Source organism: Yokenella regensburgei (genome assembly GCF_003634235.1).
GTDB lineage: Bacteria > Pseudomonadota > Gammaproteobacteria > Enterobacterales > Enterobacteriaceae > Yokenella > Yokenella regensburgei.
In genome coordinates this window covers 440,166-466,580 of the sequence record NZ_RBIZ01000004.1, presented here as the reverse complement: position 1 = coordinate 466,580, position 26,415 = coordinate 440,166, and the positions used below count along the sequence as shown (strand labels likewise).

25 protein-coding genes are annotated in these 26,415 nt (G+C 55.9%); 11 read left to right on the top strand and 14 right to left on the bottom strand.

The features are described 5' to 3' along the window. Window position 1: 1 nt before the first annotated feature. Complete coding sequence (gene yqhD / locus C7387_RS13655; RefSeq protein ID WP_038255793.1) at window positions 2-1,165, bottom strand: alcohol dehydrogenase; 1,164 nt, start codon at window positions 1,163-1,165, stop codon at window positions 2-4. 195 nt (window positions 1,166-1,360) lie between these two features. Between yqhD and C7387_RS13650 the strand changes: the two genes are divergently transcribed. Continuing rightward, the gene (locus tag C7387_RS13650; protein WP_006818283.1) at window positions 1,361-2,260 is read left to right on the top strand and encodes an AraC family transcriptional regulator; all 900 of its coding nucleotides are present in this window, start codon (window positions 1,361-1,363) and stop codon (window positions 2,258-2,260) included. A gap of 29 nt (window positions 2,261-2,289) precedes the next feature. Here the strand turns inward: C7387_RS13650 and yghB are convergent, their stop codons facing one another. Next, complete coding sequence (yghB, locus tag C7387_RS13645; protein ID WP_006818284.1) at window positions 2,290-2,949, bottom strand: DedA family general envelope maintenance protein YghB; 660 nt, start codon at window positions 2,947-2,949, stop codon at window positions 2,290-2,292. A 144-nt stretch (window positions 2,950-3,093) separates the two neighbouring features. Next, window positions 3,094-4,281: a cystathionine beta-lyase gene (gene metC / locus C7387_RS13640; RefSeq protein ID WP_038255791.1), complete on the bottom strand. Its 1,188-nt coding sequence runs from the start codon at window positions 4,279-4,281 to the stop codon at window positions 3,094-3,096. Between the two features lie 249 nt (window positions 4,282-4,530). Here metC and exbB point away from each other — a divergent pair, with 249 nt between their 5' ends. Further along, window positions 4,531-5,265 (top strand): tol-pal system-associated acyl-CoA thioesterase, encoded by a 735-nt coding sequence (exbB, locus tag C7387_RS13635; protein ID WP_040903204.1) that lies wholly within the window; start codon window positions 4,531-4,533, stop codon window positions 5,263-5,265. A gap of 6 nt (window positions 5,266-5,271) precedes the next feature. Beyond that, window positions 5,272-5,697: a TonB system transport protein ExbD gene (exbD, locus tag C7387_RS13630; RefSeq protein ID WP_120816886.1), complete on the top strand. Its 426-nt coding sequence runs from the start codon at window positions 5,272-5,274 to the stop codon at window positions 5,695-5,697. A 44-nt stretch (window positions 5,698-5,741) separates the two neighbouring features. On the opposite strand, the gene C7387_RS13625 is transcribed toward exbD, so the two are convergent. Both C7387_RS13625 and C7387_RS13620 read right to left on the bottom strand, forming a co-directional pair. Further along, window positions 5,742-6,161, bottom strand: coding sequence for a hypothetical protein (locus C7387_RS13625; protein WP_006818289.1), 420 nt, complete (start codon window positions 6,159-6,161; stop codon window positions 5,742-5,744). Window positions 6,162-6,166: 5 nt separating this feature from the next. After that, window positions 6,167-6,571, bottom strand: coding sequence for a hypothetical protein (locus C7387_RS13620; RefSeq protein WP_006818290.1), 405 nt, complete (start codon window positions 6,569-6,571; stop codon window positions 6,167-6,169). A gap of 93 nt (window positions 6,572-6,664) precedes the next feature. Here C7387_RS13620 and C7387_RS13615 point away from each other — a divergent pair, with 93 nt between their 5' ends. From C7387_RS13615 to C7387_RS13600, 4 genes are all read left to right on the top strand, one after another. Then, complete coding sequence (locus C7387_RS13615; protein ID WP_120816885.1) at window positions 6,665-7,168, top strand: ESA_00282 family adhesion-associated protein; 504 nt, start codon at window positions 6,665-6,667, stop codon at window positions 7,166-7,168. Between the two features lie 90 nt (window positions 7,169-7,258). Then, a complete protein-coding gene (locus C7387_RS13610; RefSeq protein ID WP_120816884.1) occupies window positions 7,259-8,290 on the top strand; it encodes a LacI family DNA-binding transcriptional regulator in 1,032 nt (343 codons plus the stop codon). Between the two features lie 116 nt (window positions 8,291-8,406). Further along, complete coding sequence (gene nhaC / locus C7387_RS13605; RefSeq protein ID WP_006818293.1) at window positions 8,407-9,858, top strand: Na+/H+ antiporter NhaC; 1,452 nt, start codon at window positions 8,407-8,409, stop codon at window positions 9,856-9,858. Between the two features lie 12 nt (window positions 9,859-9,870). After that, window positions 9,871-11,037 carry a MalY/PatB family protein gene (locus C7387_RS13600; RefSeq protein ID WP_120816883.1) on the top strand — a complete coding sequence of 389 codons (1,167 nt, stop codon included), beginning with the start codon at window positions 9,871-9,873 and terminating at the stop codon, window positions 11,035-11,037. 40 nt (window positions 11,038-11,077) lie between these two features. Here C7387_RS13600 and C7387_RS13595 read toward each other — a convergent pair whose 3' ends face one another. After that, window positions 11,078-12,118 carry an aldo/keto reductase gene (locus tag C7387_RS13595; RefSeq protein WP_120816882.1) on the bottom strand — a complete coding sequence of 347 codons (1,041 nt, stop codon included), beginning with the start codon at window positions 12,116-12,118 and terminating at the stop codon, window positions 11,078-11,080. Between the two features lie 172 nt (window positions 12,119-12,290). Here C7387_RS13595 and C7387_RS13590 point away from each other — a divergent pair, with 172 nt between their 5' ends. Beyond that, entirely contained in the window at window positions 12,291-12,578 is a 288-nt protein-coding gene (locus tag C7387_RS13590; RefSeq protein WP_038255849.1) for a DUF2623 family protein, read from the top strand. 28 nt (window positions 12,579-12,606) lie between these two features. On the opposite strand, the gene yghU is transcribed toward C7387_RS13590, so the two are convergent. Together yghU and C7387_RS13580 are read right to left on the bottom strand one after the other, a co-directional pair. After that, a complete protein-coding gene (gene yghU, locus C7387_RS13585; protein ID WP_006818297.1) occupies window positions 12,607-13,473 on the bottom strand; it encodes a glutathione-dependent disulfide-bond oxidoreductase in 867 nt (288 codons plus the stop codon). 118 nt (window positions 13,474-13,591) lie between these two features. Next, the gene (locus C7387_RS13580; RefSeq protein ID WP_244922377.1) at window positions 13,592-14,476 is read right to left on the bottom strand and encodes an endonuclease/exonuclease/phosphatase family protein; all 885 of its coding nucleotides are present in this window, start codon (window positions 14,474-14,476) and stop codon (window positions 13,592-13,594) included. Between the two features lie 202 nt (window positions 14,477-14,678). Between C7387_RS13580 and gss the strand changes: the two genes are divergently transcribed. Further along, window positions 14,679-16,550 carry a bifunctional glutathionylspermidine amidase/synthase gene (gene gss, locus C7387_RS13575; protein WP_120816880.1) on the top strand — a complete coding sequence of 624 codons (1,872 nt, stop codon included), beginning with the start codon at window positions 14,679-14,681 and terminating at the stop codon, window positions 16,548-16,550. 19 nt (window positions 16,551-16,569) lie between these two features. On the opposite strand, the gene C7387_RS13570 is transcribed toward gss, so the two are convergent. The 6 genes from C7387_RS13570 to C7387_RS13545 form a co-directional block, all read right to left on the bottom strand. Further along, the gene (locus C7387_RS13570) at window positions 16,570-17,508 is read right to left on the bottom strand and encodes a LysR family transcriptional regulator (RefSeq protein ID WP_050812342.1); all 939 of its coding nucleotides are present in this window, start codon (window positions 17,506-17,508) and stop codon (window positions 16,570-16,572) included. 24 nt (window positions 17,509-17,532) lie between these two features. Continuing rightward, window positions 17,533-18,738, bottom strand: coding sequence for an MFS transporter TsgA (gene tsgA, locus C7387_RS13565; RefSeq protein WP_120816879.1), 1,206 nt, complete (start codon window positions 18,736-18,738; stop codon window positions 17,533-17,535). A gap of 46 nt (window positions 18,739-18,784) precedes the next feature. Then, the gene (gene xapA / locus C7387_RS13560) at window positions 18,785-19,618 is read right to left on the bottom strand and encodes a xanthosine phosphorylase (protein WP_038255772.1); all 834 of its coding nucleotides are present in this window, start codon (window positions 19,616-19,618) and stop codon (window positions 18,785-18,787) included. 250 nt (window positions 19,619-19,868) lie between these two features. After that, window positions 19,869-21,209 carry an MFS transporter gene (locus tag C7387_RS13555; RefSeq protein ID WP_120816878.1) on the bottom strand — a complete coding sequence of 447 codons (1,341 nt, stop codon included), beginning with the start codon at window positions 21,207-21,209 and terminating at the stop codon, window positions 19,869-19,871. Between the two features lie 165 nt (window positions 21,210-21,374). Beyond that, entirely contained in the window at window positions 21,375-22,292 is a 918-nt protein-coding gene (locus C7387_RS13550) for a cation diffusion facilitator family transporter (RefSeq protein ID WP_120816877.1), read from the bottom strand. A gap of 129 nt (window positions 22,293-22,421) precedes the next feature. After that, the gene (locus C7387_RS13545) at window positions 22,422-23,882 is read right to left on the bottom strand and encodes a sigma-54 interaction domain-containing protein (protein WP_120816876.1); all 1,461 of its coding nucleotides are present in this window, start codon (window positions 23,880-23,882) and stop codon (window positions 22,422-22,424) included. A gap of 200 nt (window positions 23,883-24,082) precedes the next feature. Between C7387_RS13545 and C7387_RS13540 the strand changes: the two genes are divergently transcribed. Further along, complete coding sequence (locus C7387_RS13540) at window positions 24,083-25,498, top strand: APC family permease (protein WP_120816875.1); 1,416 nt, start codon at window positions 24,083-24,085, stop codon at window positions 25,496-25,498. Further along, entirely contained in the window at window positions 25,495-26,397 is a 903-nt protein-coding gene (gene aguB / locus C7387_RS13535; protein ID WP_120816874.1) for an N-carbamoylputrescine amidase, read from the top strand. Before C7387_RS13540 ends, aguB begins: the two co-directional genes overlap by 4 nt. The last annotated feature ends 18 nt before the right edge of the window (window positions 26,398-26,415 follow it).

Here is a 26,415-nt window from a genome sequence, read left to right as displayed (position 1 = left end):
CTTAACGAGCTGCCTCATAGATGCGGCGGCTGACATCGAGGGTAATGTCTTGTTTTTCACCGAGTTGAGTCATTCCGTGAGCTTCCAGTTTCGCCACCAGAGCCGGGATGCTGCTGCCATCGAGGCCATAGTCTGAAAGGCGAGTCGGTACACCCATCTGTTCGAAGAAGTGGCGAGTCGCGGCGATGGCGGCGTCGATACGCGCATCGTCGGAGCCTTCAGTAATGTTCCAGACACGTTCGCCGTACTGCAGCAGTTTGGCGCGTTTGGTATCGCGTTTTTCATTCCACAGCGCCGGCAGGACGATAGCCAGGGTCTGGGCATGATCCAGGCCATGCATGGCGGTCAGTTCATGGCCCAGCATGTGCGTTGCCCAGTCCTGAGGAACACCCGCGCCGATCAGGCCGTTCAGCGCCTGAGTAGCAGCCCACATCACGTTAGCACGCACGTCGTAGTTCTCCGGTTCGGCCAGCGCTTTCGGGCCTTCTTCCACCAGGGTCAGCAGAATACCCTCGGCAAAACGATCCTGAATTTTGCCGTTAACCGGCCAGGTAACATACTGCTCAACGGTGTGAACAAATGCATCAACCACGCCGTTGGCTACCTGACGCGGCGGCAGAGTGTAGGTGTACACCGGGTCAAGAATGGCGAACACCGGCTGGACGTGGTCATTCATAAACGCCTGCTTATCGCCGGTGGTTTTACGCGAGATAACCGCACCTTTATTGGATTCAGAACCGGTAGCAGGCAGGGTCAGTACCGAGCCCATCGGAATGGCGCTTTTGATGTCGCGACCGCCGGTCTCCAGGATATGCCACGGGTCGATGTTTTCTGCATAGTGTGCGGCTGCAGCGATAAATTTGGTGCCATCCAGCACGGAGCCGCCGCCGACGGCGAGCAGGAAGGTGATGTTTTCACGACGAGCAAGCGCCACCGCGTTCATCAGCGTTTCGTACGATGGATTCGGTTCGATACCGCCAAACTCGACCACGTTCAGGCCTTTCAGGGTATTCAATACCTGATCAAGAACGCCGGTTTTTTTCACGCTGCCGCCGCCGTAGGTGACCATCACGCGAGCATCAGCCGGGATCTGGTCGCGCAGTAAGGCGATGGCGCCTTTACCAAACAGAATACGGGTTGGGGTGTGGAGATTAAAATTGTTCATTGCTCGTGCCCTTATGGAGGGTGAATAAAAATGGCGGCGGGTGGCCTGCCTGATGTGGCACATTGTGGTCTTCTGGCCCGGAGCTCTCAATGCACATTCCTGCCGTTGTCTTGCCCATTTCTACAACGGGCTGGAGAAACAGCACTATTCTGCGCACAATAAGATTGTCGAAAACCGCGAGCGGAGAACCCTTTCATGAATCGTGAAGCCATCTGTCTGCAGCTAACAGAACAGATTAAGTCACTGATAAACAATCAACAGCGCCTGAGCGAGCTGCTGCCTGACGTGCGCCTGTTGTACGGCACTCAGCCGGGTACCCGCACGCCGGTGATGTACCAACCGGGCATCGTGTTTCTCTTTTCTGGCCACAAAGTCGGTTACATCAACGAGCGTTCTTTTCGCTACGACACCAACGAATATCTGCTGCTGACCGTACCGCTGCCGTTCGAATGTGAAACCTTTGCCACGCCGGAAGTCCCGCTGGCCGGGCTACGCCTGAATGTCGATATCCTGCAGTTACAGGAGCTGCTGATGGATATTGGTGAGGATGAACATTTTCGCCCTGCGGTGGCGGCAAGCGGCATTAATTCCGCCGTGTTGAATGAGGATATTCTCTGCGCCGCCGAGCGTTTGCTTGACGTGATGGACCGCCCGCTGGATGCCCGTATTCTCGGTAAGCAGATAATCCGCGAAATTCTCTATCACGTGCTCACCGGGCCGTGTGGCGGTGCGCTGCTGGCGCTCGTGAGCCGGCAGACTCATTTCAGCCTGATTAGCCGGGTGTTAAAACGCATTGAAAGTCAGTACACGGAAAACCTGAGCGTCGATCAGCTGGCGGCAGAGGCCAACATGAGCGTCTCGGCGTTTCATCATAACTTCAAGTCAGTGACCAGTACTTCACCGTTGCAGTACCTGAAAACCTACCGCCTGCATAAGGCCAGAATGATGATGGTGCACGACGGAATGAAAGCCAGCGCGGCGGCGATGCGCGTGGGCTATGAAAGTGCTTCGCAGTTTAGCCGCGAGTTTAAGCGTTACTTTGGCATTACACCGGGGGAAGATGCGGCCCGCATCCGGATGATGCAGGGGCTGTAGCCCTCTCCCGACGGGAGAGGGAGCTGAACTCAGGCGTTGCTGTACTTTTTCTTGAGCACCACCGCGATGGCGCCAAACAGCCCGGCAACCAGCAGGAACAGCGGCAGGATCATCAGGAAGGTCATCACCTGATCTTCATGGCGTTTGACGAAGGGGATCATACTGAGCGCGTAGCCGAGGCTGGTGACCACACCGACCCACAGCAGGGCGCTCAGCCAGTTAAAGAACTGGAAGCGGCGATTCGACAGTCCTGAAATCCCGGCCATGGTAGGCAGCAGGGTGCGAACAAATGCCAGAAAGCGACCGACCAGCAGGGCCAGCAGACCGTGGCGGTCGAACATGCAGGTGGCGCGTTGATGGTATTTCGTCGGCAGCTGCGCCAGCCAGCCTTTAACGGTTTTGGTGTTCCCGAGCCAGCGGCCCTGGATATAGCTCAGCCAGCAGCCGAGGCTGGCGGCGGTCGTCAGAATAATCAGCGTCGGGACAAAACCCATCACCCCTTTGGCAATCAGAGCCCCCGCCAGCAGCAGCAGGCTGTCGCCCGGCAGAAAGGAAGCCGGAAGCAGACCGTTCTCAAGGAACAGCGTCGCAAACATAACCAGATAAACAATACCAACGACGTGAGGATTCGCTAATGCAGCAAAGTCGTGCTGCCAGAGAGCGGCGACAATCTCTTGAATGACTACCATGGGTTTTCCTAAGGAACTACGCTTTTCGGAATATTGTACTCCTGAAATGCCCGGAACACCTTGATCCCGGGCGCACCGCCGACAGAATTTTCGTACAGTAGTGTCTGTAAATCTGTCCAGACCAGGCGGAACCTTAGCGAAACTTTACACGATGCGGGCAAACCCTGCCGCTAAATCGGCCAAAAGATCGTCAACGTTCTCTAAACCGATGTGAAGTCGGATCAGGGTGCCGCTGAAATCTACCTCACCATCGGGGCGGATCTCGGCGATATGCGCGGGCTGATTGGCCAGAATCAGTGACTCATAGCCGCCCCAGGAATAGGCCATGCTAAAAAGTTCGAAGTGGTCGAGATAGGCGGACAGCTCCTCGTCAGTCAGCTGCTTTTTGAGAACGAACGAGAACAAGCCGCTGCTACCGGTGAAATCGCGTTTCCAGAATTCATGTCCTTTACTGCCTGCAAGGGCGGGATGATTGACCCGCTCCACCTGGGGATGAGTGGAGAGCCATTCGGCAATTTTGACGCTGCTTTCATGATGCTGGCGAAGGCGGACGCCCAGGGTGCGCAGCCCGCGGCTGGTCATGTAGGCGGTATCGGCGTCCACCATTTGTCCCATCAGATAGGCATTTTCGCGCAGTTGATCCCAACAGCGGGCGTTGGCAACGGCGGTGCCAATCATGCCATCGGAGTGACCAATCAGGTACTTGGTCGCCGCCTGAATGGAGATATCGATGTCGAACTCCAGTGCTTTGAACAGCACGCCCGCGGCCCAGGTATTGTCGATCATGATAATGGCTTCAGGAGCGACGCGGCGAACCGCCTGCACGATAGCCGGAACGTCGTGCACTTCCATGGTGATGGAGCCTGGAGATTCAAGAAACACCACTTTGGTGTTGGGTTGAATCAGCGCGGCAATACCGTCGCCAATCATCGGGTCGAACCACCGGGTGGTGACACCGAGTTTTGCCAGAATTTTGCTGCAGAAGTCCTGGCTTGGCTCGTAGGCTGTGTTGGTCATCAACACCTCATCACCCTGTTCGACAAATGCCAGAATCGTATTGGCAACCGCTGCTGCTCCGCAGGGGAAGAGGGCGCAACCGGCCCCGCCTTCCAGCTCGCACATCGCGTCCTGTAATGAAAAGTGGGTGAGCGTACCGCGACGACCGTAAAACAGTTCACCTTTCGCGCGGTTGCGGGTCGCCTGTTTTTTAGCAGCTACCGTGTCAAACACCAGTGATGAAGCGCGCTGGATCACACTGTTTACCGCGCCATGGGTGTATTTTTTACTGCGCCCGGCGTTGACCAGTGCGGTATCAAGGTGTTTGTCAGCCATGAGGAATTCCTGTTTTTATACGTCTGGACGTCTAAACTAACATGTTTGTTCGTCACTGTACCTGCTGCGGGTGGATAAAGCAGAAAATTTTGTCAAAAATCCCGCGTGGCACTTTTTACTGCGTAAGCGCAAAGAATTGCGGTGGGATTTGCGTCAGTATGTAAATACTAATGAGAACCACTATCAATTCGACGTTAGTTTGATATGATTAGCGCAAAGTTTTGATGATTTAAATCCTGGAGATAAAGAGTGGGTAATAATTTGATGCAGGCGGATCTCTCCGTTTGGGGTATGTATCAACATGCCGACATCGTGGTTAAGGTCGTCATGATCGGTCTGTTACTGGCCTCGGTCGTCACCTGGGCTATCTTCTTCAGTAAAAGCATTGAACTGTTGTCCCACAAGCGCCGCCTCAAGCGCGAACAGCAGCAGCTGAGCGAAGCCCGTTCTCTCGATCAGGCGAGTGAAATGGCAGCCTCCTTCCATAATCAGAGCCTGAGTTCACAGTTGCTGAACGAAGCCCAGAACGAGCTGGAGCTCTCCGCAGGTTCGGAAGATAACGAAGGCATTAAAGAACGTACCGGTTTCCGCCTCGAGCGCCGCGTCGCCGCCGTCGGTCGCCATATGGGTCGTGGCAACGGCTACCTCGCCACCATCGGTGCGATTTCCCCGTTTGTCGGTCTGTTCGGTACCGTCTGGGGCATCATGAACAGCTTCATCGGTATCGCCCAGACGCAGACCACCAACCTCGCGGTGGTGGCTCCGGGTATCGCCGAAGCGCTGCTGGCAACCGCCATCGGCCTGTTTGCCGCCATCCCGGCGGTGGTTATCTATAACATCTTCGCCCGCATGATCGGCAGCTATAAAGCAACGCTCGGTGATGTGGCGGCTCAGGTCCTGCTGCTGCAAAGCCGTGACCTGGATTTGAACGCCAGCGGTGCTGCTCGTCCGGTTCGCACGGCTCAGAAATTACGGGTAGGTTAACGCGTTATGGCCATGCGTCTTAATGAAAATCTGGACGATAACGGTGAAATGCATGAAATCAACGTGACGCCGTTTATCGACGTCATGCTGGTGCTGCTGATTATCTTCATGGTGGCCGCTCCGCTTGCCACCGTAGACGTGAAAGTGAATCTGCCGGCGTCATCCAGCCAGCCGCAGCCACGTCCGGAAAAACCGGTTTATCTGTCGGTGAAGGCCGATAAATCGATGTTCCTCGGCAACGAGCAGGTCACGGATGCTGACATGATTAACGCGCTGAACGTGGTGACGGAAGGTAAGAAAGACACCACTATCTTCTTCCGTGCGGATAAAACCGTCGACTATGAAACGATGATGAAGGTGATGGATACGCTTCACCAGGCGGGCTATCTGAAGATTGGTCTGGTCGGTGAAGAGACCGTGAAGGCGAAGTAAGCTCTCATTCACATCATGAAAGGCTGGCCGGGTGCCAGCCTTTTTTATTTACCTGAGCTCGGCTTTTCAGTAAGCGCCACGATGTTGACGTTAGCGGTTCGCAGTTCGCCATCGGCGAGCTTGCGTGACAGACGCAGGGTCGCGGCCTCTCGTGCCACTATCTTCTGGTAGCTGGCTTCGATTTGCGCCCAGATTTTATCTTTCAGCTCTGGTTTGCGGCTGATGATTTCGTTGATCGTCGCGCCATAGATCTCTTCTTTCACCTGCCAGCCGTAGATTTCACGGCGGTGCTGCCATTTCATCTGCACCAGTGCCGCCGGAATAGACACCAGCGCCTGGGCGGTGCGTTCAATGGCTGCGTTCTTTTCATTAATCAACGCCGTCAGGTTCTTCTGCAACAGGATCTCATCGCGATTTATGTCGTCTAAAGTCAAATAGACGTTATTATCTTCAACATCCTTCATGTTTATTACTCATCTGCGATGTGATAAAAGATAGGCGTTGTTTTTTCACGGGTAATTAAATTAAGCCAAATTTTATTACCTGCCTCATTAATAAACTCTGTTTTTTCGCTAATAATTTGACTTAATTCCTGAGCGTCGAGTACACCCTGCGCCTGTAAATCATTCATGGCCCGGGCAAAGGCTTCAATTTTAATGACGCGGAACAGTCGTTCTTTTATATGGCGATCGCGTTCTTCCAGCAGCATATTGCGCGACTGCCCGTTGTGAGCCACCGTTGCCAGAATATCGTTCTCATAGCCGGCAAGCGTTCTTTTATTTTGAGTTTGGTTAGCATTTTTATCTGCTTCTCCGGATTCCTTTGCCGTTGCAGCAAGATGGAACCGTTCCGGAGTCAGCGTCTCAGGTATCATTGAGATAGTCCTTACGGATTTAATTCGTGCAGGAAGGAGGCGCGTTGACAATATCATGAGGCAATTTTAAAATCAAAAAAAATGGAGTGAACCATGAACAACGTTATTTATTTCGTGATAGCAATTTTATTGGTCACGGGCATCATTCTTTTATTGATGTCGGGCAGCAATAAAAAACAAACAATGGTGGAGGGTTTTCCCGAAGAACCACTAAATCCGCTGACTAAAGACGAAGGGGAAGATCATTTCTCGCTCCTGATGAATGCGATCACGCCGGTGTGGTACTGGCGCGTCAATCATGAGTATATCGATTTTCTCCACGCCACCGTCAAACGCATGAACATGGCGGAAATAAACACCACGCCGGGGTTATTTGCAGCGCAGCGTCGCTGCAGCGATCTCAACTCTGCCGTGTATAAATACTACGACAATATTAAGAAGCGCTGCCTGAACGGCGAAAAGGTCCCGCATACCGATCTCGATGTGCTCAACCTGCAGCAATGCTTCCGTGAGTTCAGCCTTGATGCGTGGCCTGCGCTGGTGGCGCTGGTCTGGCCGCAGTATCGTCGGCCCTATATCGATCCGCAGGAAGTGTAGCCCCCTCTCAACTCTGCACATCCACGCCGCTAAGCGCCTGCCTGCGGTGGTATGCTCTCTGATGAACAGACAGTAGAGAAGGGGGAGTGGATGGCGACTATCAAGGATGTGGCAATGCTGGCGGGGGTATCCACCGCCACGGTTTCTCGCGTCATGAACCAGACGGCGTGGGTGGAGCCGGTCACCCGCGAGCGCGTCGAGAAAGCGATGCGCGACCTCAACTACCGGCGTAACGCTGCGGCTATTGCGCTGGCAAAACGCAGCGGGGATATGCTTGGCCTGTTGACCGGTAATCTGGCTGACCCTTTCTTTGCGCATCTGGCGCGCGGCGTGGAGAGCGTTGCCCGCAAGCAGCAGTATCGTCTGATGGTGTGCAGCGGCGGACACGACGAGGCGATGGAAAAAGCCGGTCTCGATTTTCTGGTAAACCAGGGCTGCGAGGCCATTGTGGTTCACGCCAGCCGACTGTCAGAAAAAGAACTCCTGCGCTATGGTGCCCATTTTCCGGCGATGGTGATGGTGAATCGCTACATCGCCGGGATGGCGAACCGCTGTATCTGGCTGGAAAACCGCAGCGCCGCGCGGGAAGCCACCCTTCATCTGCTCGCACAGGGGCACCGCTGCATCGCCTGCGTGACCTCCGATCTCCCTATCATCGACCGTCAGGAGCGTCTTGAAGGCTACCGCCAGGCGATGGCGGAATATGGCATCACGCCGGATAAACGCTGGGTGATTAGCGTTCCCTTTAATGAAGAGGGGGGAGAGCGTGCGGCACACCTGCTGCTTAATAGCGGCATTCCCTTTACCGCCGCCGTGACCTTCAACGACGTAATGGCCGCCGGGATCATGCGCGTGCTGCACCAGCAGGGCATCGGCCTGCCGCAGCAGTTGTCGATTGTCGGGTTTGATGATGTGGTGCTGGCGCGTTACCTGCATCCGGCGCTGACCACCATGCATTATCCGGTGGAGCAAATGGCACGCTGTGCGGCACAGCTGGCGATCCAGCTCCAGGAGGGAGCGACCATTCCACCGAGCGCCAACAGCTTTACGGCGGAGCTGGTTATCCGCGACTCGGTTGCCCCTGTCTCTGCGTCCATCCACCGTCAAGCATCAAAACTGTGATCTGCTTCAGATTTGTAAATTCCATGTAATCGCTTACATGGCGGCACATTGTCGATCACAGTTGCTATCAGGCTATCAACCTACCCTTGAGCTACCTTACCGACTGGAGCTCCATTATGAGTGCATCAGAGAACAAGAAAAAAACGCTGTCATTTGGCCTGGCCCTGATCCCCATTATCGCCATGCTGCTGTTGCTGATTGTTGGCTACGGCGTCATGGGTTTACGCATTGAACCGCTGCTGCTGTGTTCTGCGGCGGTGGCAGCGGCCCTTGCCTGGTGGCAGGGATACTGCTGGGAAGACATTATCAACTCCGTGGTGGATAAGCTCGCGAAGGCGATGCCGGTTATCATGATTTTAATCTGCGTCGGCGGCCTGATTGGCACCTGGATGTTCAGCGGCACCATCCCCTACATGGTGTACTGGGGGCTGAAACTGATTAGCCCGGAATATATCCTGATTGCGGCATTCTTCCTGACGAGCGTCGTCTCCGTCTGTACCGGGACCTCCTGGGGTTCTGCCGGGACGGTGGGTGTGGCGCTGATGGGCGTGGCATCGGGTCTGGATGTCTCTCTTGCCGCAGCGGCGGGGGCGGTTGTTTCTGGTGCTTACTTCGGCGACAAAATTTCGCCGTTGTCCGATTCTACTAACTTCGCGGCGATCGTTGCCGACACCACGCTGTTTGAGCATATTCAACACCTGATGTGGACCACCATCCCGACCTTTATACTTGCCGCGGTGGTGTATCTGGTAGCAGGTCACAGCAGCATGATTGGCGACGTGGCAACCCCACAGCGCGTGACCGATATCGTCAACTCGCTGGAATCGCTGTATCACTTCAACATCATTCTTATTCTGCCGCCGGTCATCGTACTGTGGGGCGCAATCCGTAAAAAACCGGTTATCCCGTTGATGCTGAGCGCCTGCGTGCTGGCGCTGATTCTCGGCGTGGTGATGCAGGGGCTGAGCGTGAAGCAGGGGCTGGATGCTTTCATCGATGGCTTCAATCTCTCGATGTTCCCGCAGGGGACTGAAGGGGTGATTGCCGATGTTCCTCGCCTGCTGAACCGCGGCGGCATGTTCTCGATGATGAGTACCATCCTGCTGGTGTTCTGCGCCTTCTCGTTCGCCGGTGCGCTCACGCTTACCGGTGCGCTGACCATCATCATCAACCGCCTGCTGACGGTTATCAAAAGCGTCGGACAACTGATTGCGGCGACCGTGGCCACCACTATTCTGGTCACCGGCGCTACCAGCGACGGCAAGCTGGCGCTGCTGGTTCCCGCAGAGCTGTTCAAAGACGCCTATCGCCGCATGGGGCTGGATAACAAGAACCTGTCGCGCACCATCGAGGATGCCGGCACCGTTATCGAACCACTGCTGCCGTGGACTTCGGCCGGGGTCTATATGGCGACAACGCTTGGCGTGAGCACCCTCGACCTGCTGCCGTGGGCGGTTCAGTGCTACGCGGCTATTTTCTTCGCATTATTTTATGGTTTTACCGGGATCGGTATTGCACGCACTGCGGCTCCCACAGAGCAGGCGCAGAAGAGTGCCGTAACGGAATAAGAAGGGAACAAGATGGATTTTAATCAGATTATCGACAGGCATGATACCGGTTCAGTGAAATGGGATTTCATTGAGCGTCACTTCGGCGATGGCGCTGCAAAGCTGCTGCCGATGTGGGTTTCCGATTTTGATTTCACCTGTCCACCGGTGGTGCAGCAGGCGCTGCATCAGCGCGTTGATCACGGTATTTTTGGCTATAGCGAACGACCGCAGGCGTACTTTGATGCGCTGATTGCCTGGTCTGCCGCCCGCCATCAGCTCACTGTAAAGCAGGAGTGGGTGTGCAGCGTGGAAGGCGTCGTGCCAGGGCTTTCTCTGCTGGTACAGATGTTGAGCCATCCCGGTGATGGGATCGTGGTTCAGGGGCCGTACTACGGCTCCTTTGCCAAAGTTATCAATCTGAACGGCAGGCGACTGCTGGAAAATCCGCTGCGCGAAGAAGGTGACGCCGGATACAGGATGGATCTGGAGCAGCTGGAGGCGCTGTTCCGCGCCGAGCGGCCGCCGCTGATGATCCTTTGCAATCCGCACAACCCGACCGGGCGCTGCTGGTCTAAAGAAGAGCTGCAGCAGCTGCTGGCGCTGTGTGAAAAGCACGATGTTATTGTTATCTCTGATGAAATCTGGGCTGACCTGCTGCTGCCGGACGAGACGTTCACCTCGGTGCTGCATCTGCACGAACGCTGGCATAACCGGGTGATTGCAGCAACGTCTGCCAGCAAAACCTTTGGCCTGTCGTCGCTGCGGATCTCCAACTTCCTCATCCCCGACCCGGCATTACGTGATGCTTTCATGCGTCGCCTGGATGCGCACGGGCTTGATGTATTCAACGCGCTGTCGGTACAGGCGGCCACCGCAGCCTGGGAGGAGGGCGGACCGTGGCTCGATGAACTGCTGGCCTATCTGGCTGAAAATCGCCGTTGGTTTGAGGAGCAGGCAGCAGCGCATCTTCCGTGGGCGAGGATCACCCCGGCGCAGGGCACCTATCTGCTGTGGATTGATTGTCACCAGTTGAATCTCGACGATGAACAGCTCAAATGGGTAATGGCCGATATCGCCGGTATAGCACCGTCGATGGGCTGCGGCTTTGGCCCCGGTGGCAGCGGCTTTATTCGCCTGAACCTGGGTTGCCCGCGTACCTATCTGGAAAAGGCACTGGAAGGGTTAAAGCGGATTTAAGCGCTAACAAAAGGGAGGCTTTATGCCTCCCTTTTCCTGACTACTTATCGGATGACGCCTGCCACAGGTTCAGCTCACCGTCCGCCACGTGGCGGTCAATCTGCGCCAGCTCTTCTGGCGTAAACTGCAGATTGTTCAGCGCCTGGACGTTCTCTTCCAGCTGCTCTGGCCGACTGGCTCCAATCAGCACCGACGTAACGCGGTTGTCCTTCAGCAGCCAGCTCAGCGCCATCTGCGCCATAGACTGCCCGCGACGTTGCGCCATGTCGTGCAGCAAACGCAGGCTGTTGAGATTGGCTTCGCTCAGCATATTTTCCGTCAGCCCGCGGGCTTTTTTCCCTTCGGTCTGCATACGCGAACCGTCCGGAATGCCGTTGAGGTATTTCCCGGTCAGCAGGCCCTGCGCTAAAGGCGTGAAGGCGATGCAGCCCACACCGTTTTCTTCCAGCGTGTCCAGCAACCCACTGCTGTCGACCCAGCGGTTCAGCAGGTTGTAGGAGGGCTGGTGGATGAGCAACGGGATTTTCCAGTCGCGCAGCAGTTCCACCATTTTTAGCGTGCGGTCGGGCGAGTATGAAGAGATACCCACGTACAGCGCTTTACCGCTCTGTACCGCCTGCGCCAGCGCGGCGGCGGTCTCTTCCATCGGGGTTTTCTCATCAACGCGGTGAGAATAGAAAATATCGACGTAGTCGAGCCCCATGCGCTGCAGGCTCTGGTCGAGGCTTGCGAGCAGATATTTACGTGACCCGCCGGAGCCGTACGGACCTGGCCACATGTCGTATCCGGCCTTGGTAGAGATAATCAGCTCATCGCGATAAGCGGGGAAATCTTCGCGCAGCAGGCGGCCAAAATTCTCCTCGGCGCTGCCCGGCGGCGGGCCATAGTTATTGGCGAGGTCAAAATGAGTAATACCGAGATCGAACGCTTTTCGCAGCAGCGCACGCTGGGAATCCAGCGACTGCACGTGGCCAAAACTGTGCCACAGGCCGAGCGATAAAGCGGGCAACTGCAGGCCGCTGTTACCACAGTAGCGATACTGCATCTGCTCATAGCGAGCAGGATCCGCAAGCCAGGACATAATATCTCCTTCAATGGTTGTTATTTTCGAAACACTGTTTCTATCTTAACGCGTTTACCCTACACCACCCGTTGACTGGAAAACAACCTGTCTGTGTCCTGCATTTAGATCTGGCCTGAGGTTAAAAAATCGCTATATAATTTAATATATAACGATTGAGGGAATTGACATGATGGACAACCATTTTGGTAAAGGGCTGATTGCCGGGCTGAATGCGCCAAAAGCCGACAGCGCGGTCAACGTGGCGCAGTTCTGTGCTGACTACAAGCGCGGGTTTGTGCTCGGATACTCGCAGCGAATGTATGAAAAAACGGGAGATCGGCAGCTCAGCGCCTGGGAGGCGGGGATCCTCACCCGTCGCTATGGGCTGGAGCGCGATATGGTGATGGATTTCTTTCGCGAGAACGAATCCGCCACGGCGATCCGCTATTTTATGGCGGGGTATCGGCTGGAAGGATAAACCGGGCACGAGGCCCGGTTATAGCGAATTATCCCTGACGCTTGTCTTCGGTTTGCGTATCGAAGTCGCTGGCGTCGTGGCGTTCGTGGAGCTGCTCTTCCAGCGGGCCGTTGGTTTTGTTAACGATGCGCCCGCGTTTCACCGCCGGGCGGTGCGCAATGTCGTTCGCCCAGCGCAGCACATTCTTATAGCTCTGCGCATCGAGGAACTCAGCGGCGTTATAGACGTTGCCAAGCAGCACGTTGCCATACCAAGGCCAGATAGCGATATCGGCAATGGTGTACTCTTCGCCCGCCACATAGCGCCCGCGACCCAACTGTTTATCCAGCACGTCGAACTGACGTTTTGCTTCCATCGTAAAGCGATCGATCGCGTACTCGATTTTTACCGGCGCATAGTTAAAGAAGTGGCCAAAGCCGCCGCCGAGGAACGGGGCCGCGCCCTGCAGCCAGAAGAGCCAGTTCAGGGTTTCGGTGCGTCCTGCCGGATCTTTGGGCAGCAGATGACCGAACTTCTCTGCCAGATACAGCAGGATATTACCGGATTCGAACACCCGGGTCGGTGGGGTCGTGGAGTGGTCGCTCAGTGCCGGGATTTTTGAGTTCGGGTTCACGTCTACAAAACCGCTGGAGAATTGATCGCCCTCGCCAATGCGGATGAGCCAGGCGTCATATTCAGCGCCCGTGACGCCAAGCGCCAGCAGCTCTTCGAGCATGATGGTGACCTTCTGACCGTTCGGGGTGCCAAGCGAGTAAAGCTGAAGCGGGTGCTTGCCAACCGGCAGCACTTTTTCATGGGTCGGGCCAGAAACCGGACGGTTAATGTTGGCGAAAGCACCGCCGTTGTTTTTCTTCCATTCCCATACCTTCGGGGGTTGCCAGGTATTGTCTGTCATGTTGACCTGCCTTTTTACATGGGGTGTTGAGCCAGTGTAGCAGGTGCAAGAGGAAGGGTTTAACGAACTGAGGGGTTATTGGAGGGAGCCGGTGAGGCGGCCGTCTCCCCCCAATGGTTTACTGCTCGGTTAACTTAAGCTCGGCCACGACCGGGACGTGGTCGCTGGTGGCAGGCCAGTTAATGTTGTTCCACTCCGGGCTCTGGTTCGGTACGGTCAGTGACTCTACTGCCCAGCGCTGGCCCTTGAAGGTGAGGAGGTGATCGAGATCGAGCGCTGGGTTAGCGGCAGGCCAGGTGCGCATATCTTTGCCTTGCACCAGCACCGGGTTCCAGTAACGCTGCAGCTCATTCAGCACGACGCTGCCCTCCACATCGTTGAAATCCCCGGCGAGGATCTTAATGCGCGAGGCGATTTCGCTGACGTCGGAATCGGTGCTGCCGATGCTGATGCTGTTGATCTCACGGATCTGCTGCTGGCGAAGCGCAGGATCTTCCTGCCAGTCGAGGTGGGTGGTCATGAACAGCACCGGCTCGGCGAGGCCAGGTTTACGCACCTGCACCATCAACAGCACGCGCTGCTCACCGTCGCCGGACGGCAGTTTGAAGACCTGCTGTTTTTCCACCGGATACTTAGACAGGATCGCGACGCCGTACTGGCCACCTTCAAAATCAATCGCTTTGCCGAAGGCACCGTGCATGCCGGTCAGTTTTGCCAGTTCACTCACCTGGTCCACTTTGCCGCTGCGTTCGGTATTGACGTCAACTTCGTTGAGCGAAATAAGATCTGCGTTCAGGCTCTTGATTGCCTTTGCTACTTCACTCAGTTCACCCACGCGCGCTGCCGCCATGTTGTAGGTGACGACCTTCAACTGCGGAGCTTCCGCTTTGCTGAAGACTTTATTCGGGGTACCCCCTTTCTCCGGGGTCAGCACTTTGGAATCGGCCTGGGCGCCAGCGCAAAACAGCGTGGCAAAGAGGGCAAGAGTGAGTGTTTTATTCATAATTATCTCTCCATTCATAACTATGATGAATAATACTTAATTTACGGAGAAAAAAATGGCTACGGGTTCACACTTACTCACCTCCGCGCTCCGGCAGTGCTATCATAAGGCACCTCTGACCGGTTCATCATGCCTGCAGCAGCATATCTAGAGGGATTTATCCAACCATTCTGCTCGGGCGGTCTTTTTCTAAGGTTTGCGCATGAGCAAAGGTACAAAGAGCAGTGATGCCCCATTCGGAACGCTGTTGGGGTACGCGCCAGGTGGCGTAGCGATTTACTCTTCGAATTACAGCAGTTTAGGTTCCGATTTCTCCCACGACGATCCGTCGTTTCGTAGTTATATCGGCAATGAATATATGGGTCACAAGTGGCAGTGCGTTGAGTTTGCGCGCCGCTTCCTGTTTCTGACCTACGGCTTTGTCTTTACCGATGTCGGCATGGCCTATGAAATTTTCTCGCTGCGCTTCCTGCGCGAAGTGGTCAACGATAACCTCCTGCCGCTGAAAGCGTTTGCCAACGGCTGCCGCCGGCCTCCTGTCGCCGGTTCGCTGCTTATCTGGCAGAAGGGGGGGGAATTCCACGAGACGGGTCACGTCGCGGTAGTCACCCAGCTTTTGGGTAATAAAGTGCGGGTTGCCGAGCAGAACGTTCTGCACCACCCGCTGCCGCCGGGCCAGCAGTGGACCCGTGAGCTGACGCTGACGGTGCAGGACGGCCACTACACTATCCACGATACCTTCGACGACACCCATATTCTGGGCTGGATGATCCAGACCGATGATGCGCAGTACAGCGAACCGCAGCCGGAGGTTCCTGGCGAACTGCTGGCGATCCATGGCGCGCGGCTGGCAGATAAAGGTCAGTTTGACGGCAAATGGCTCAACGAGCGGGATCCGCTGCAGATGGCCTACGTGCGTGCCAACGGCCATGTGATCAACAAAGATCCGTACCAGTATTTCACAATTTCAGAGACCGCCGAGCAGGAACTCATCAAGGCCACCAATGAGCTGCATCTGATGTATCTGCACGCGACAGATAAGGTGATGAAAGACGATAACCTGCTGGCGCTGTTCGATATTCCGAAGATCCTCTGGCCGCGTCTGCGCCTTTCCTGGCAGCGTCGTCGCCACCATATGATCACCGGTCGTATGGATTTCTGTATGGATGAACGCGGGCTGAAGGTGTACGAATACAACGCCGACTCTGCCTCCTGCCATACGGAAGGTGGTCTTATCCTTGAGCAGTGGGCCGAGCAGGGCTATAGCGGTAAAGGACATAATCCGGCGGAAGATCTGCTGGATGAGCTGGCCGGGGCGTGGCAGCACAGCCGGGCGCGGCCATTTGTGCACATCATGCAGGATAACGATCTCGAAGAGAGCTATCACGCGCAGTTTATTCAGCGCTCCCTGACCCAGGCCGGGTTTGAGAGCAAAATTCTCTGCGGGCTGGCTGAACTGCGCTGGGACGATGCCGGGCAGCTTATCGACGGCGACGGCAGGTTAGTGAACTGTGTATGGAAGACCTGGGCGTGGGAAACTGCCATTGAGCAGGTACGCGAAGTGAGCGAAACGGAGTATGCCGCCGTCCCGATCCGCACCGGACATCCGTACCAGGACGTGCGCCTGATAGACGTGCTGCTGCGTCCTGAAGTGCTGGTGTTTGAGCCGCTGTGGACGGTTATTCCCGGCAACAAAGCCATTCTGCCGGTGCTGTGGTCGCTGTTCCCGGGGCATCGTTATCTGCTGGATACCGATTTCGTGGTTAACGAAGAGCTCGCCAAAACCGGTTACGCCGTGAAGCCCATTTCCGGGCGCTGTGGCAGTAACATCGATCTGGTCAGCCACGACGAGCAACTGCTGGAGCAGAGCTCGGGTAACTTCGCCGATCGCAAGAGCATCTACCAGCAGCTGTGGTGTTTGCCGAAGGTCGACGGTAAGTACATTCAGGTGTGTACCTTCACGGTGGGCGGCAGCTACGGCGGGACCTGCCTGCGCGGCGACGATTCGTTGGTGGTGAAAAAAGAGAGCGATATCGAACCCCTCATCGTGGTGAAGGATAAAGACTTCCTCTAATCGGGTCTGCGCTTTGCGGTTAAATACTGCCGTGAAGCGCGGCCAGGAAGTTTTCCATCAGCGCAGAGAGCGGTTCATCCATCCATAACGCGTACAGATCGGCGGGAATGATTTGGGCAAGCGGCAGGAACACCACCCCCGGCCAGTGGATCAGCGCGCTGGTCTCCGGCAATAGCGAAATCCCCATTCCCGCGCTCACCAGCGCCAGCGCCGTTTGCGGCTCAAACACCTGGTGGGCAATGAGCGGGTAAAACCCGGCCTCAACGCAGCGGTCGTAAAGCTGTTGGGCAAAATCACTCTGGCTGAACGACAGCGAAATAAATGGCCGTGCGGCGAGCATCGCAAGCGTAATGCGCGGCTCGTGGCACAGCGCGTCACCTTCAGGCACCGCCACCAGCATCGATTCACGGGAGATAAGCTGGCAGCGAATGTTGGCTTCGGGAGCCGGGATGACGTTGCGGTTAATCGCTACGTCGATGGTTCGCGCGCGCAGCGCCTCGATTTGTTGATGCTGAGAAAGCTCCAGCAGGCTCCACTCCATACCGGGAATGGTCTCCCGGCAGGCTTTCAGACGCGTCAGCAGCGTCCCCCACAGCGCACTGCCGACAATGCCGATGGTGATGTGCTGATGCTCACTGCGGCCAATCTGACGCACGTAGTTCAGCGACTGGTCGGTGGCGCTGAGGATGCGGTCCACCTCCGTTTTCAGCACTTTTCCGGCGCGGGTCAGCGCCACCTTACGGCTGGTTCGTTCAAAGAGTGCTACCTCGAGGATCTCTTCCAGCTCTTTAATCTGCATACTGAGCGGTGGCTGGGAGATGTTCAGCCTGGCCGCCGCACGACCAAAGTGCAGCTCGTCGGCAAGAACCTGAAAATAGCGCAGCATCCGGATGCGGATACGGCTGTTAGCCTGAGGATCGATCATGGCGCTCTGCGTACAAGGGAAGGGATAGCGCATGATGCCGCTCCCTTCCCGTACCTGTCAAACCGCCGCTGGCGCAGGCTGGTGCAAACGCTCGGCGCGGCTGAACAGCACTGAGATCACCAGCACTACCAGCAGCACCGCGTAGGATACCGTTGAGGTATTCAACGCCCCGTGCAGGCCGAGGTGGCTATTCACCAGCGACGAGACGCTGGTAAACAGCAGCGTTCCGACGGTGCCGCAGGTCAGCAGGGCGGAAATCAGCGTTGGTGAACTGCGGCTGACCTGCAGCGAGCCGTAGCTCATCAGCCCCGAGAACAGCCCGGAGTTGAAGAAGCCAAACACGGCGCAGGCCACCAGAATCAGCGTGGTGTTGGCGCTGTTGCCGATGGTCATTATCGCGGCGAGCCCAATCAGCGTACAGACCAGCAGGAAAGTGCGCAGCTTCATCCAACGAACGGTGAACTGATTAAGGAACAGGCCAATGGCTTTTGCTACCCAGTAAACGGTGGTGTAAAGCGCTGCGGCTTCAGGCGTCATGGTGAAACGAGCCTGCAGATACCCCGGTGTCCACATGGTGAAAATCGGCTCGGCCAGCAGGAAAGCAAACAGCGCAAAGCAGATAAGATACACCGAGGCCCCCCATGGCTCCGCCGCCGCAGGGCTCTCCTCGTTGACCGGCGATGGAGATTCGGTTGAGGGGAAGCGGCAGCGCAGCGTCATCGCCAGCATCAACGCGCCAAGCGCGCCCATAATGCCGTACATCGCTATCCAGCTGGCGCCCAGTTTAAACAGCCACGCCAGCAGTAAAGAGAGCGTCGCGCCCGCCAGGCTAAAGAAGAAATCGGTGAAAATCAGGCTCGCAGAGCGGCGTTTTTCATCCGGGTTGATGCGCACCACCAGGTAGCTGCCGATGGTCATGAAAATTCCGCCGCAGGCGCCAATTCCCGCGACTGCCAGGCTGAACATGGTGAGCGTGGGGGTGAAGAACAGGATCAGGCTAATCAATACGGTGAGGGCAGACGCTGCCACCAGCGGCTTCTGTAAGCCCCATTTTCGCATCAGAACACCACCGAGCATGATCGGAATAAACATACCGATGTTCATCAGAGTAAAGACCTGACCGATGAAGCTGGGGTCTTTCTGGAAGGCGACGCACAGCGGGCCGAGCACGATGCCAAGCGTTGAGACCAGCGCACCGACGAAGTAATAGCTCAGGTACGAAACCGCATTGATATTGGCGCGGGAAAAGGGTTGTTCAGGCATGATGGTGTCTCCTGGCGGGCCGGGACAGCCCGCCTGTGGAAAGGATTCAGGCGTAGTTCTGGACGAACTGGCTAATCAGGCGCACAAAGTCGTCGGTGACCATGGCCGCACATTTCAGGGTTTGCTCGTGGGAAAGCTCCACGTCACTCAGCCCTTCCGCCATGTTGGTGATCGCGGAGACCGCCAGCACCTTCAGGCCACAGTGGCGCGCCACGATAACTTCCGGCACCACCGACATGCCTACCACGTCGCCCCCCATGTTCTGCATCATGCGGATTTCTGCCGCGGTCTCGAAGTTCGGGCCAGGGTAGGAGACAAACACCCCTTCGTGCAGCGGCAGGCTGAGCTCGCCGGCGGCAGCGTGCAGCTGGTGGCGCAGCTCCTGGTCATAGGCGTTGGCCAGGCTGAAGAAGCGTGGGCCGAAGCGATCGTCATTCGGGCCAACCAGCGGCGTGGAGGGCATGGTATTGATATGATCGTTAAGCGCCACCAGGCTGCCTGCCGGAATGGCCGGGTTCAGCGATCCTGCGGCGTTGGTGCAGAACAGAAATTCACAGCCGAGCAGTTTAAAAGTGCGCACCGCGTGGGTCATGATGCCCATGCCGACGCCCTCGTAGAAATGGCCGCGCCCCTTCATGCAGATAAGACTCACGCCGTGCAGCGTGCCCATCACCACTTCACCGGCATGACCAATTACCGTACTCACCGGGAAGCCCGGCAGCTGCTGGTATGACACCGTGGTTTTGTTCTCCATACGGTCGGCCAGCACGCCAAGGCCGGAGCCGAGGATCAAAGCAATTCGGGGATGAAAATCAGGCCGGGCGGCACGCAGCACTTCAACGGCTTCATACGGGGTATTGTTAAGAACAGGCTGTGACATTGGGAACTCCGGAATCAGTTGCGATAGGCTCATTCTGGGTTTCCGGTGATTGGCAATCCAATACGATAGTTATGCTTATTGATACTATTTTTCGAATCAATTGACCTGAGATGTTCACGGAAATTTTAATTATCAATGGGTTAAGATTTAAGGTGGGGGAAAAAGCTGACAGCCGGGCAGATTTGATGACGGGGATTTGTGATGGGCTTCACTGTCACCGGGCAGACGGGCTGCCCGGTGTTGCTAAGCGCTACAGCGCGGCCTGTGCCAGCGGCTGGCAGCGCCACTTTTTGTAGATAGTGGCAAAGGCGGCAATCAGCGCCGGCAGACCCAGGAACATCAGAATGCTGTCGGCCTGCCACTGCATGGAGAGCATCTGCGCACTCATCATGGTGCCCGCCACGCCGCCGAAGCGACCCACGCCCTGCATCCAGGCAATGCCGGTAGCACGGCACTGGGTCGGATAGAAGGTGGCGGCCAGCGTCTGCATCCCGGACTGCGCGCCGTTCATGGTGATACCCATCAGGAAAATCAGCGCCCCAAAGAGCCAGATATGGCTGTTTTCCTGGGCCATCAGGATGATAAACAGGGTGGTGACGATGAAGCCAACGGCGACCACTTTGTGGGCTTCCCAGCGGTCCATCAGCCAGCCTGCAACGAGGATCCCGGCGGTTCCGCCGAAGGTGAACAGCGAGGTCAGCATCGCCGATTGCCCCATTTCATACCCCATGCCCTGCATCAGAATCGGCATCCAGCTCAGCAGTACGTAGTAAATCACCAGCCCCATAAAGTAGCTCATCCACAGCATCAGCGTGCCGGGTAAGTAGGCGGCTGAAAAGAGCTGAGAAACGCTGCCTTTGCTCTGCGTTTTCTGCTCTTCATGAAGATAAAAACGCTGTACGTTGTCGATGCTCTGCGCGGCAAAGCGGCGCACGATGCGTTTGATTTGCTCGACGTTGCCACCGCGGTTAACCAGATATTTTACCGACTCCGGCAGCAGGAAGAAAAGCAGCACCGTTAGCACCAGCGGGGCTATCGCACCGAGCAGCAGCACGCTGTGCCAGCCGTGTGCCGGGATAAGCCACGACGAAATAAATCCACCGCCCGCCGCGCCCAGCGGAAACCCGCAGTACATGGTGTTGATAGTCATGGAGCGGCAGCGCTGCGGGGCGTATTCAGAGATAAGCGTAATAGCGTTAGGCATGGCAGCACCCAGCCCCAGGCCGGTCAGAAAACGCCACGTCGTCAGGGTGTTAATCGACTGCGCGTAGGCGGTGCCGAGGCTTGCCAGGCCAAAAAACAGGCAGGAGAAGACCAGCACCCGCTTACGACCAATGCGATCCGAAACCGGTCCGGCAATCAGCGCACCCAGCGACAGCCCGAGCAGCGCGGCGCTCAGTACCGGCCCGAGATCCTGCTTCTTAATTCCCCAGTCGCTGGAGAGCGCCGGGGCAATGTAGCCCATGGCGGCGGTATCAAAACCATCGATAGCCAGCACCAGAAAACCCAGGATAATGAGCGTCCAGTGGAAGATAGAAAAGCGACTGTCATCAATGGCTTGCTGAATATTCATCTCGCCGGATAGGGCCATACAGATATACTCCTGCCGATTAGGGTGGTTGCAGAGGGTGGCGTGTTGTTATGTTTGTATTTGCCTGTATATACATCTGCGATGGCACGAGATATGTCAAATTCTGTTTGTCTGAATGTTAATCTATTGTTTAATTTTGCGAGCTATCCTGCAATTATTAGCCGGTTAACGGTTAACCACTTTGGCCGGGGTACAGGGGTCGATATGGGTCATCACGTTCAGCGCGTTCCCCTGGCGCACCACCGTATCACGCACCGCCACGGCGATGGCATGGCCTTCCTGAACCGACAAACTGCCGTCCACCTCAATATGTACATCCACCAGGATCCTGTCGCCCATCTTGCGGGTTTTCATGTTGTGTAACCCCTGCACGCCGGGGGTGGTGAGGATAAGTTCGCGGATCTGCGCTTCGGTATCGGCATCCGCGCAGCGATCCATCAGATCGTGCAAGGCGTCTGCCGCAAACTGGTAGCCCATCCGGGCGATCAGCACGCCCACCACCAGCGCGGCTACCGGATCGAGCCACGGAAAACCGAGCAGGTTACCGATGATGCCTATCGAGACGACCAGTGACGACGCAGCATCCGAGCGGGCGTGCCAGGCGTTGGCAATCAACATGGAGGACTGGATACGTTTGGCCACGCGCAGCATATAGCGGAAAAGCAGTTCCTTCACCACCAGCGCGAAGAGCGCCATCCACAGCGCGGAGATATGTACACTGGCGATGGTGTCCGGGTGCCACAGCTTGTTACCCGCAGACCAGATCATCCCCGCGCCCACGGCAAACAAGATGGCGCCAATGATGAGCGACGCCCCGGTTTCGTAGCGCAGATGACCATAATGGTGATCGTCGTCGGAAGGTTTGCTGCTTTTTTTATTTGCCGTCAGCACCACGCCATCGGCGACTAAATCAGAAAATGAATGTACCCCATCGGCAATAAGCCCCTGTGAGCCAGAAAATATTCCGGTGATAATCTGAAAGCTGGATAAAAAGATATTTAATACCGCGCTAACCAGCGTGCTTTTTTTCGCAGCCTGTGAACGCGTGTGAGAGTCGTTCTCATTGCTAATAGTGTGATGCATAAGGGAATATCCGATGCGATGATTTTCTGGCTGCCGTTATAACAAATTATTTTCGCATCCGTAAAAGTATTTCATCGGTTATTTAATAGGGGTTTAAAATATAGCAAAGGGTAATTTTAACCCTTATTGTCACGCTTCACTTGTCGGCCTCTCAACCAGATGAAAAGTAATACCATATTTTTTCACCTTATATTGCAGCGCCCCGCGTGAAATCCCCAGCATGCGCGCGGCCTCAGCCACGCAGTTGCCGGTGTGCTTTAGCGCCTCCACCACCAGCTGGCGCTCGTAGGCTTCGACCTTATCGGCGAGGGATGCCAACGGTGCGGTATCGCTATGGTGGTTTGCGGGTGGCACAGAGGCGGTGCTGTGCGCCGTTGTGCCAGAGGCCCCGGTCTCATCATTGAATACCAGCTCCGATAGCGGCCCGGGCTCTTTTTGCAGGATAAGGCTCCTGATTATCACGTTCTCCAGCATGCGGATATTCCCCGGCCAGGGGTAACTGATAAGCTGCTGCTGGATAGCTTTTGACAGTGGGTACACCTTCATTCCCGCCTGCTGCTGATAGCGGGTCATAAACCAGGTAGCAAGCTCGACGATCTCCTCTTTTCTTTCCCGCAGGGGTGGCAGGTCTACCATTCCGACCTCGAGGCGATAAAAGAGATCTTCGCGCAGACGCTTCTGACGGATCATTTCAAATGGGGATTCATTCATTGCCGAAATAATACGGATATCGACGTTCTGCTCTTTATTTCCCCCCACTTTCCAGAAGGTTTTTGTTTGCAGGAAACGTAATATCTTTCCCTGAATTTCAACCGGCATGGTGTTCAGCTCATCAAGAAATAGCGTCCCACCGTGGGCAAGCTCAAAATAGCCACTGCTATTTTCGGCACCGGTAAACGCGCCTTTTACTGACCCAAATAAGGTACTTTCAATCAGCGAGACGGGCAGGGCGCTGCAGTTCAGGGCAATAAAGGGTTTATTTTGCCGTGAGCTCTGGCGATGAATAAAATCGGCCAGCAGCTCTTTCCCCGTGCCGGTTTCACCGGTTATCACGACCGGAACATCGCTGATGGCCAGCCGTTCTGCCTTACTGAGCACTTCACGCATTCTGGCGGATGAATGGATAATGCGGTGTTTGGTTTTTTTCTGGCGGCTGAAGAGCTTTTCGTTCAGGGCGGAAACCTGCCGCTGTAGCGTGCGATAGCGGGAGAGATCCTGCCCGGACTCAATCACTCCCATTATCTCTCCTGCGCTGTTGTATAACGGCACGGTGGTGTGCTGGTAGTCAATCAGCCTGCCACCCGGCGTGTAGTAGCTTTTCTGGTGATTAATGAACTCCTCGCCGCGGCGTAGCGCGCTCAGCATTTCATTATCTTCTTCGCGGATCGCAGGAAACAGCGTCTGCATCGGTTTGCCTAAAACCTCGTGCTGCTGGCACTCATCAAGCGCTGCATTCTCCTGGTTGTAATAGAGATGCTCCCCCGTGTAATTGATGACTGACAGGGGCTGCCCCAGTACATCGAAAAAGTGACCAAACACCTTCAGGGCGGTGCGCAATTCCTGGTCTGTTTCCATGGGGCTTGCGGTCATGCTACCTCCGATTATTTTTCTTCATGGTGCTTAAAATTAAGCACTATGTAGGGTTTTAATCATGTCCGTAATTATAGTAACCATTTGATAAATATTGTTAATTAAGAAATATTCTTTCTGGCATAAACCTTGCTGACAATAAAACATAGCGTGGCATTGGCAGATGCGCCATGTCGTTTACTCGACGATCGGGAGTCAGCATGGGTATACCCGGCAGCAAAGGCAAAATGGGCGTTTCACAAATCGCGTTGTTCTGTATGTGCGCGGTCATCGTACTGGAAACACTGACTGCATCCGCCGCTATCGGCCCCAGTGGATTGTTCTGGTGGGCGGTGACGCTGGTGTTTTTCATCGTTCCCTATGCCCTGATAACTTCCGAACTTGGAACGGCATATCCGGCGGAAGGGGGGATCTATGACTGGATCCGCCGTGCCTTTGGTCCTCGAATGTCTACACGGGCGGTATATCTGTACTGGCTGGCGGGTGGGCTCTGGATGCCCGCGGGCTATATCCTGTTTGCTGGCATGTTTGCCCGGGTGTTTATGCCGGAGCTGTCTCTCGCCTGGCAGGTGGCGATGGTGCTGGTGATGACATGGCTCACCGTTGCGTTCATCAACTATAAAACCAGCGTCGGGATCTGGCTCACCGTTGCCGGGGCGGTGTTTAAAATCACCGTTATCATGATCCTCGGGGTGGCGGGCTTCTACCACATGCTGGTGAATGGCCCAGCCAACGATTTCTCGCTTCACGCGCTGCTTCCTTCGGCATCCTCCGGAATTGGTTTTCTGGCAGTGATTGTCTACAACCTCGTGGGCCTGGAACTGGTCGCCTGCATGGGAAAAGAGCTGCGCAACCCGGTGCGGGATATGCCGAAGGCTATTCTGCTGGCATCGCTTGCCATTGCGTTTCTCTACGTGTTCGGTTCGATGGGCATTCTGATGGCTATTCCGCTTAACCAGTTAAATCTGGTTTCCGGCATTGTCGATGCGCTGGAGCTGCTGCTGGGGGAGGGAAGTCCGCTGGTGGTGCTGGTGAGCGTTTTCTTTATGCTTTCTATCATCGGTAATAAGGTGACCTGGGCGATGGCCCCGTCACGCGCGGCGGCAGAGGCTGCGCGCGAAGGGGAGCTTCCGGCCATCATCGGCCGCTGGCACCCGAAAAACCAGACGCCTTACTGGGCCAATATCATCCTTGGCCTGGTCTCGACCATTATCACCCTGATTTACGCCGGGTTTGCCCATGGGGATAACGTCAGCATGTTCTGGTCCGTTTTCTCTTTCTCCAGCGCCTGCGTCATCATCAGCTATCTGATTTTCTTCGCTTCTTTCCTCAAACTGCGAATATCCGACCCGATAACCGAGCGGCCTTTCCGGGTGCCTGGCGGCATGCCGATGGCGGTGCTCTGTACGCTGCTGTGCATGGGGTTCGTCTTCATGTGCGCGGTGCTGTTCATCTTCCCCGAGCTGCTCAAGGGGATGATTAACTGGGCAGACAGTGGGCCCATCCTCACCGGCGTGCTGTTTATCCTGATTTCCGGGGAACTCGTTATTCGCTACGGCGAGCGCCAGTTCGCCGCCCATTCCCTACGATGCTATCTCAACAGGAGTTCATCATGACTCGTAACGTAACAATTGCCGCGACCCAGTTTGCCTGTAGCTGGGATTTATCCGCCAATCTGGAGAAAGCCGAAGCCCTGATCCGCCGGGCGGCGAGCGAAGGTGCGCAGATAATCCTGATTCAGGAACTGTTTAAAGCGCCGTACTTTTGCATCGATCAGCATCCGGATCACCGGGTGCTGGCTGAAACGCTGGAAGAGTGTGAGTTAATTAAGCGCTTTCAGGCGCTGGCGCGTGAGCTGGATGTGGTGCTGCCGTGCAGCTTTTTCGAGCGCCACAATAATGCCTTTTATAACAGCATGGCGATGGTCGATGCCGGGGGCGAAGTGCTGGGGGTTTACCGCAAAACGCATATCCCGAACGGCCCGGCGTACCAGGAGAAGCATTTCTTCACCCCTGGCGATACCGGGTTTAAGGTCTGGAAAACGAAGTACGCGAAGATAGGGCTTGGGATCTGCTGGGATCAGTGGTTCCCGGAGGCCGCGCGCTGCATGGCGCTGATGGGGGCGGAAATTCTGCTCTATCCCACCGCAATTGGCAGTGAGCCTGACTTCCGCCAGCAGGACAGCCAGCCGCACTGGACCATGACCCAGCGCGGGCATGCGGCCGCCAACATCATGCCGGTGATTGCTTCCAACCGCATTGGCACCGAGAAGAGTAAGTATATTCCGGACTACGAGATGACCTTCTACGGTTCCTCGTTTATTACCGATCAGTTTGGTGAGCTGGTGGCGCAGGCGGATAAAACGTCGGAATGTATTATCACCCACACCTTCGATCTGGAAGCGATTAACCACGTCCGCGACCAGTGGGTGGTGTTCCGCGATCGCCGCCCGGAAATGTATACTGCGATCCTGACCTCGGACGGCGAGACGATTCATCATGCGGTGAGGTTTTAGAGGGCGCAGAAAGCAAAA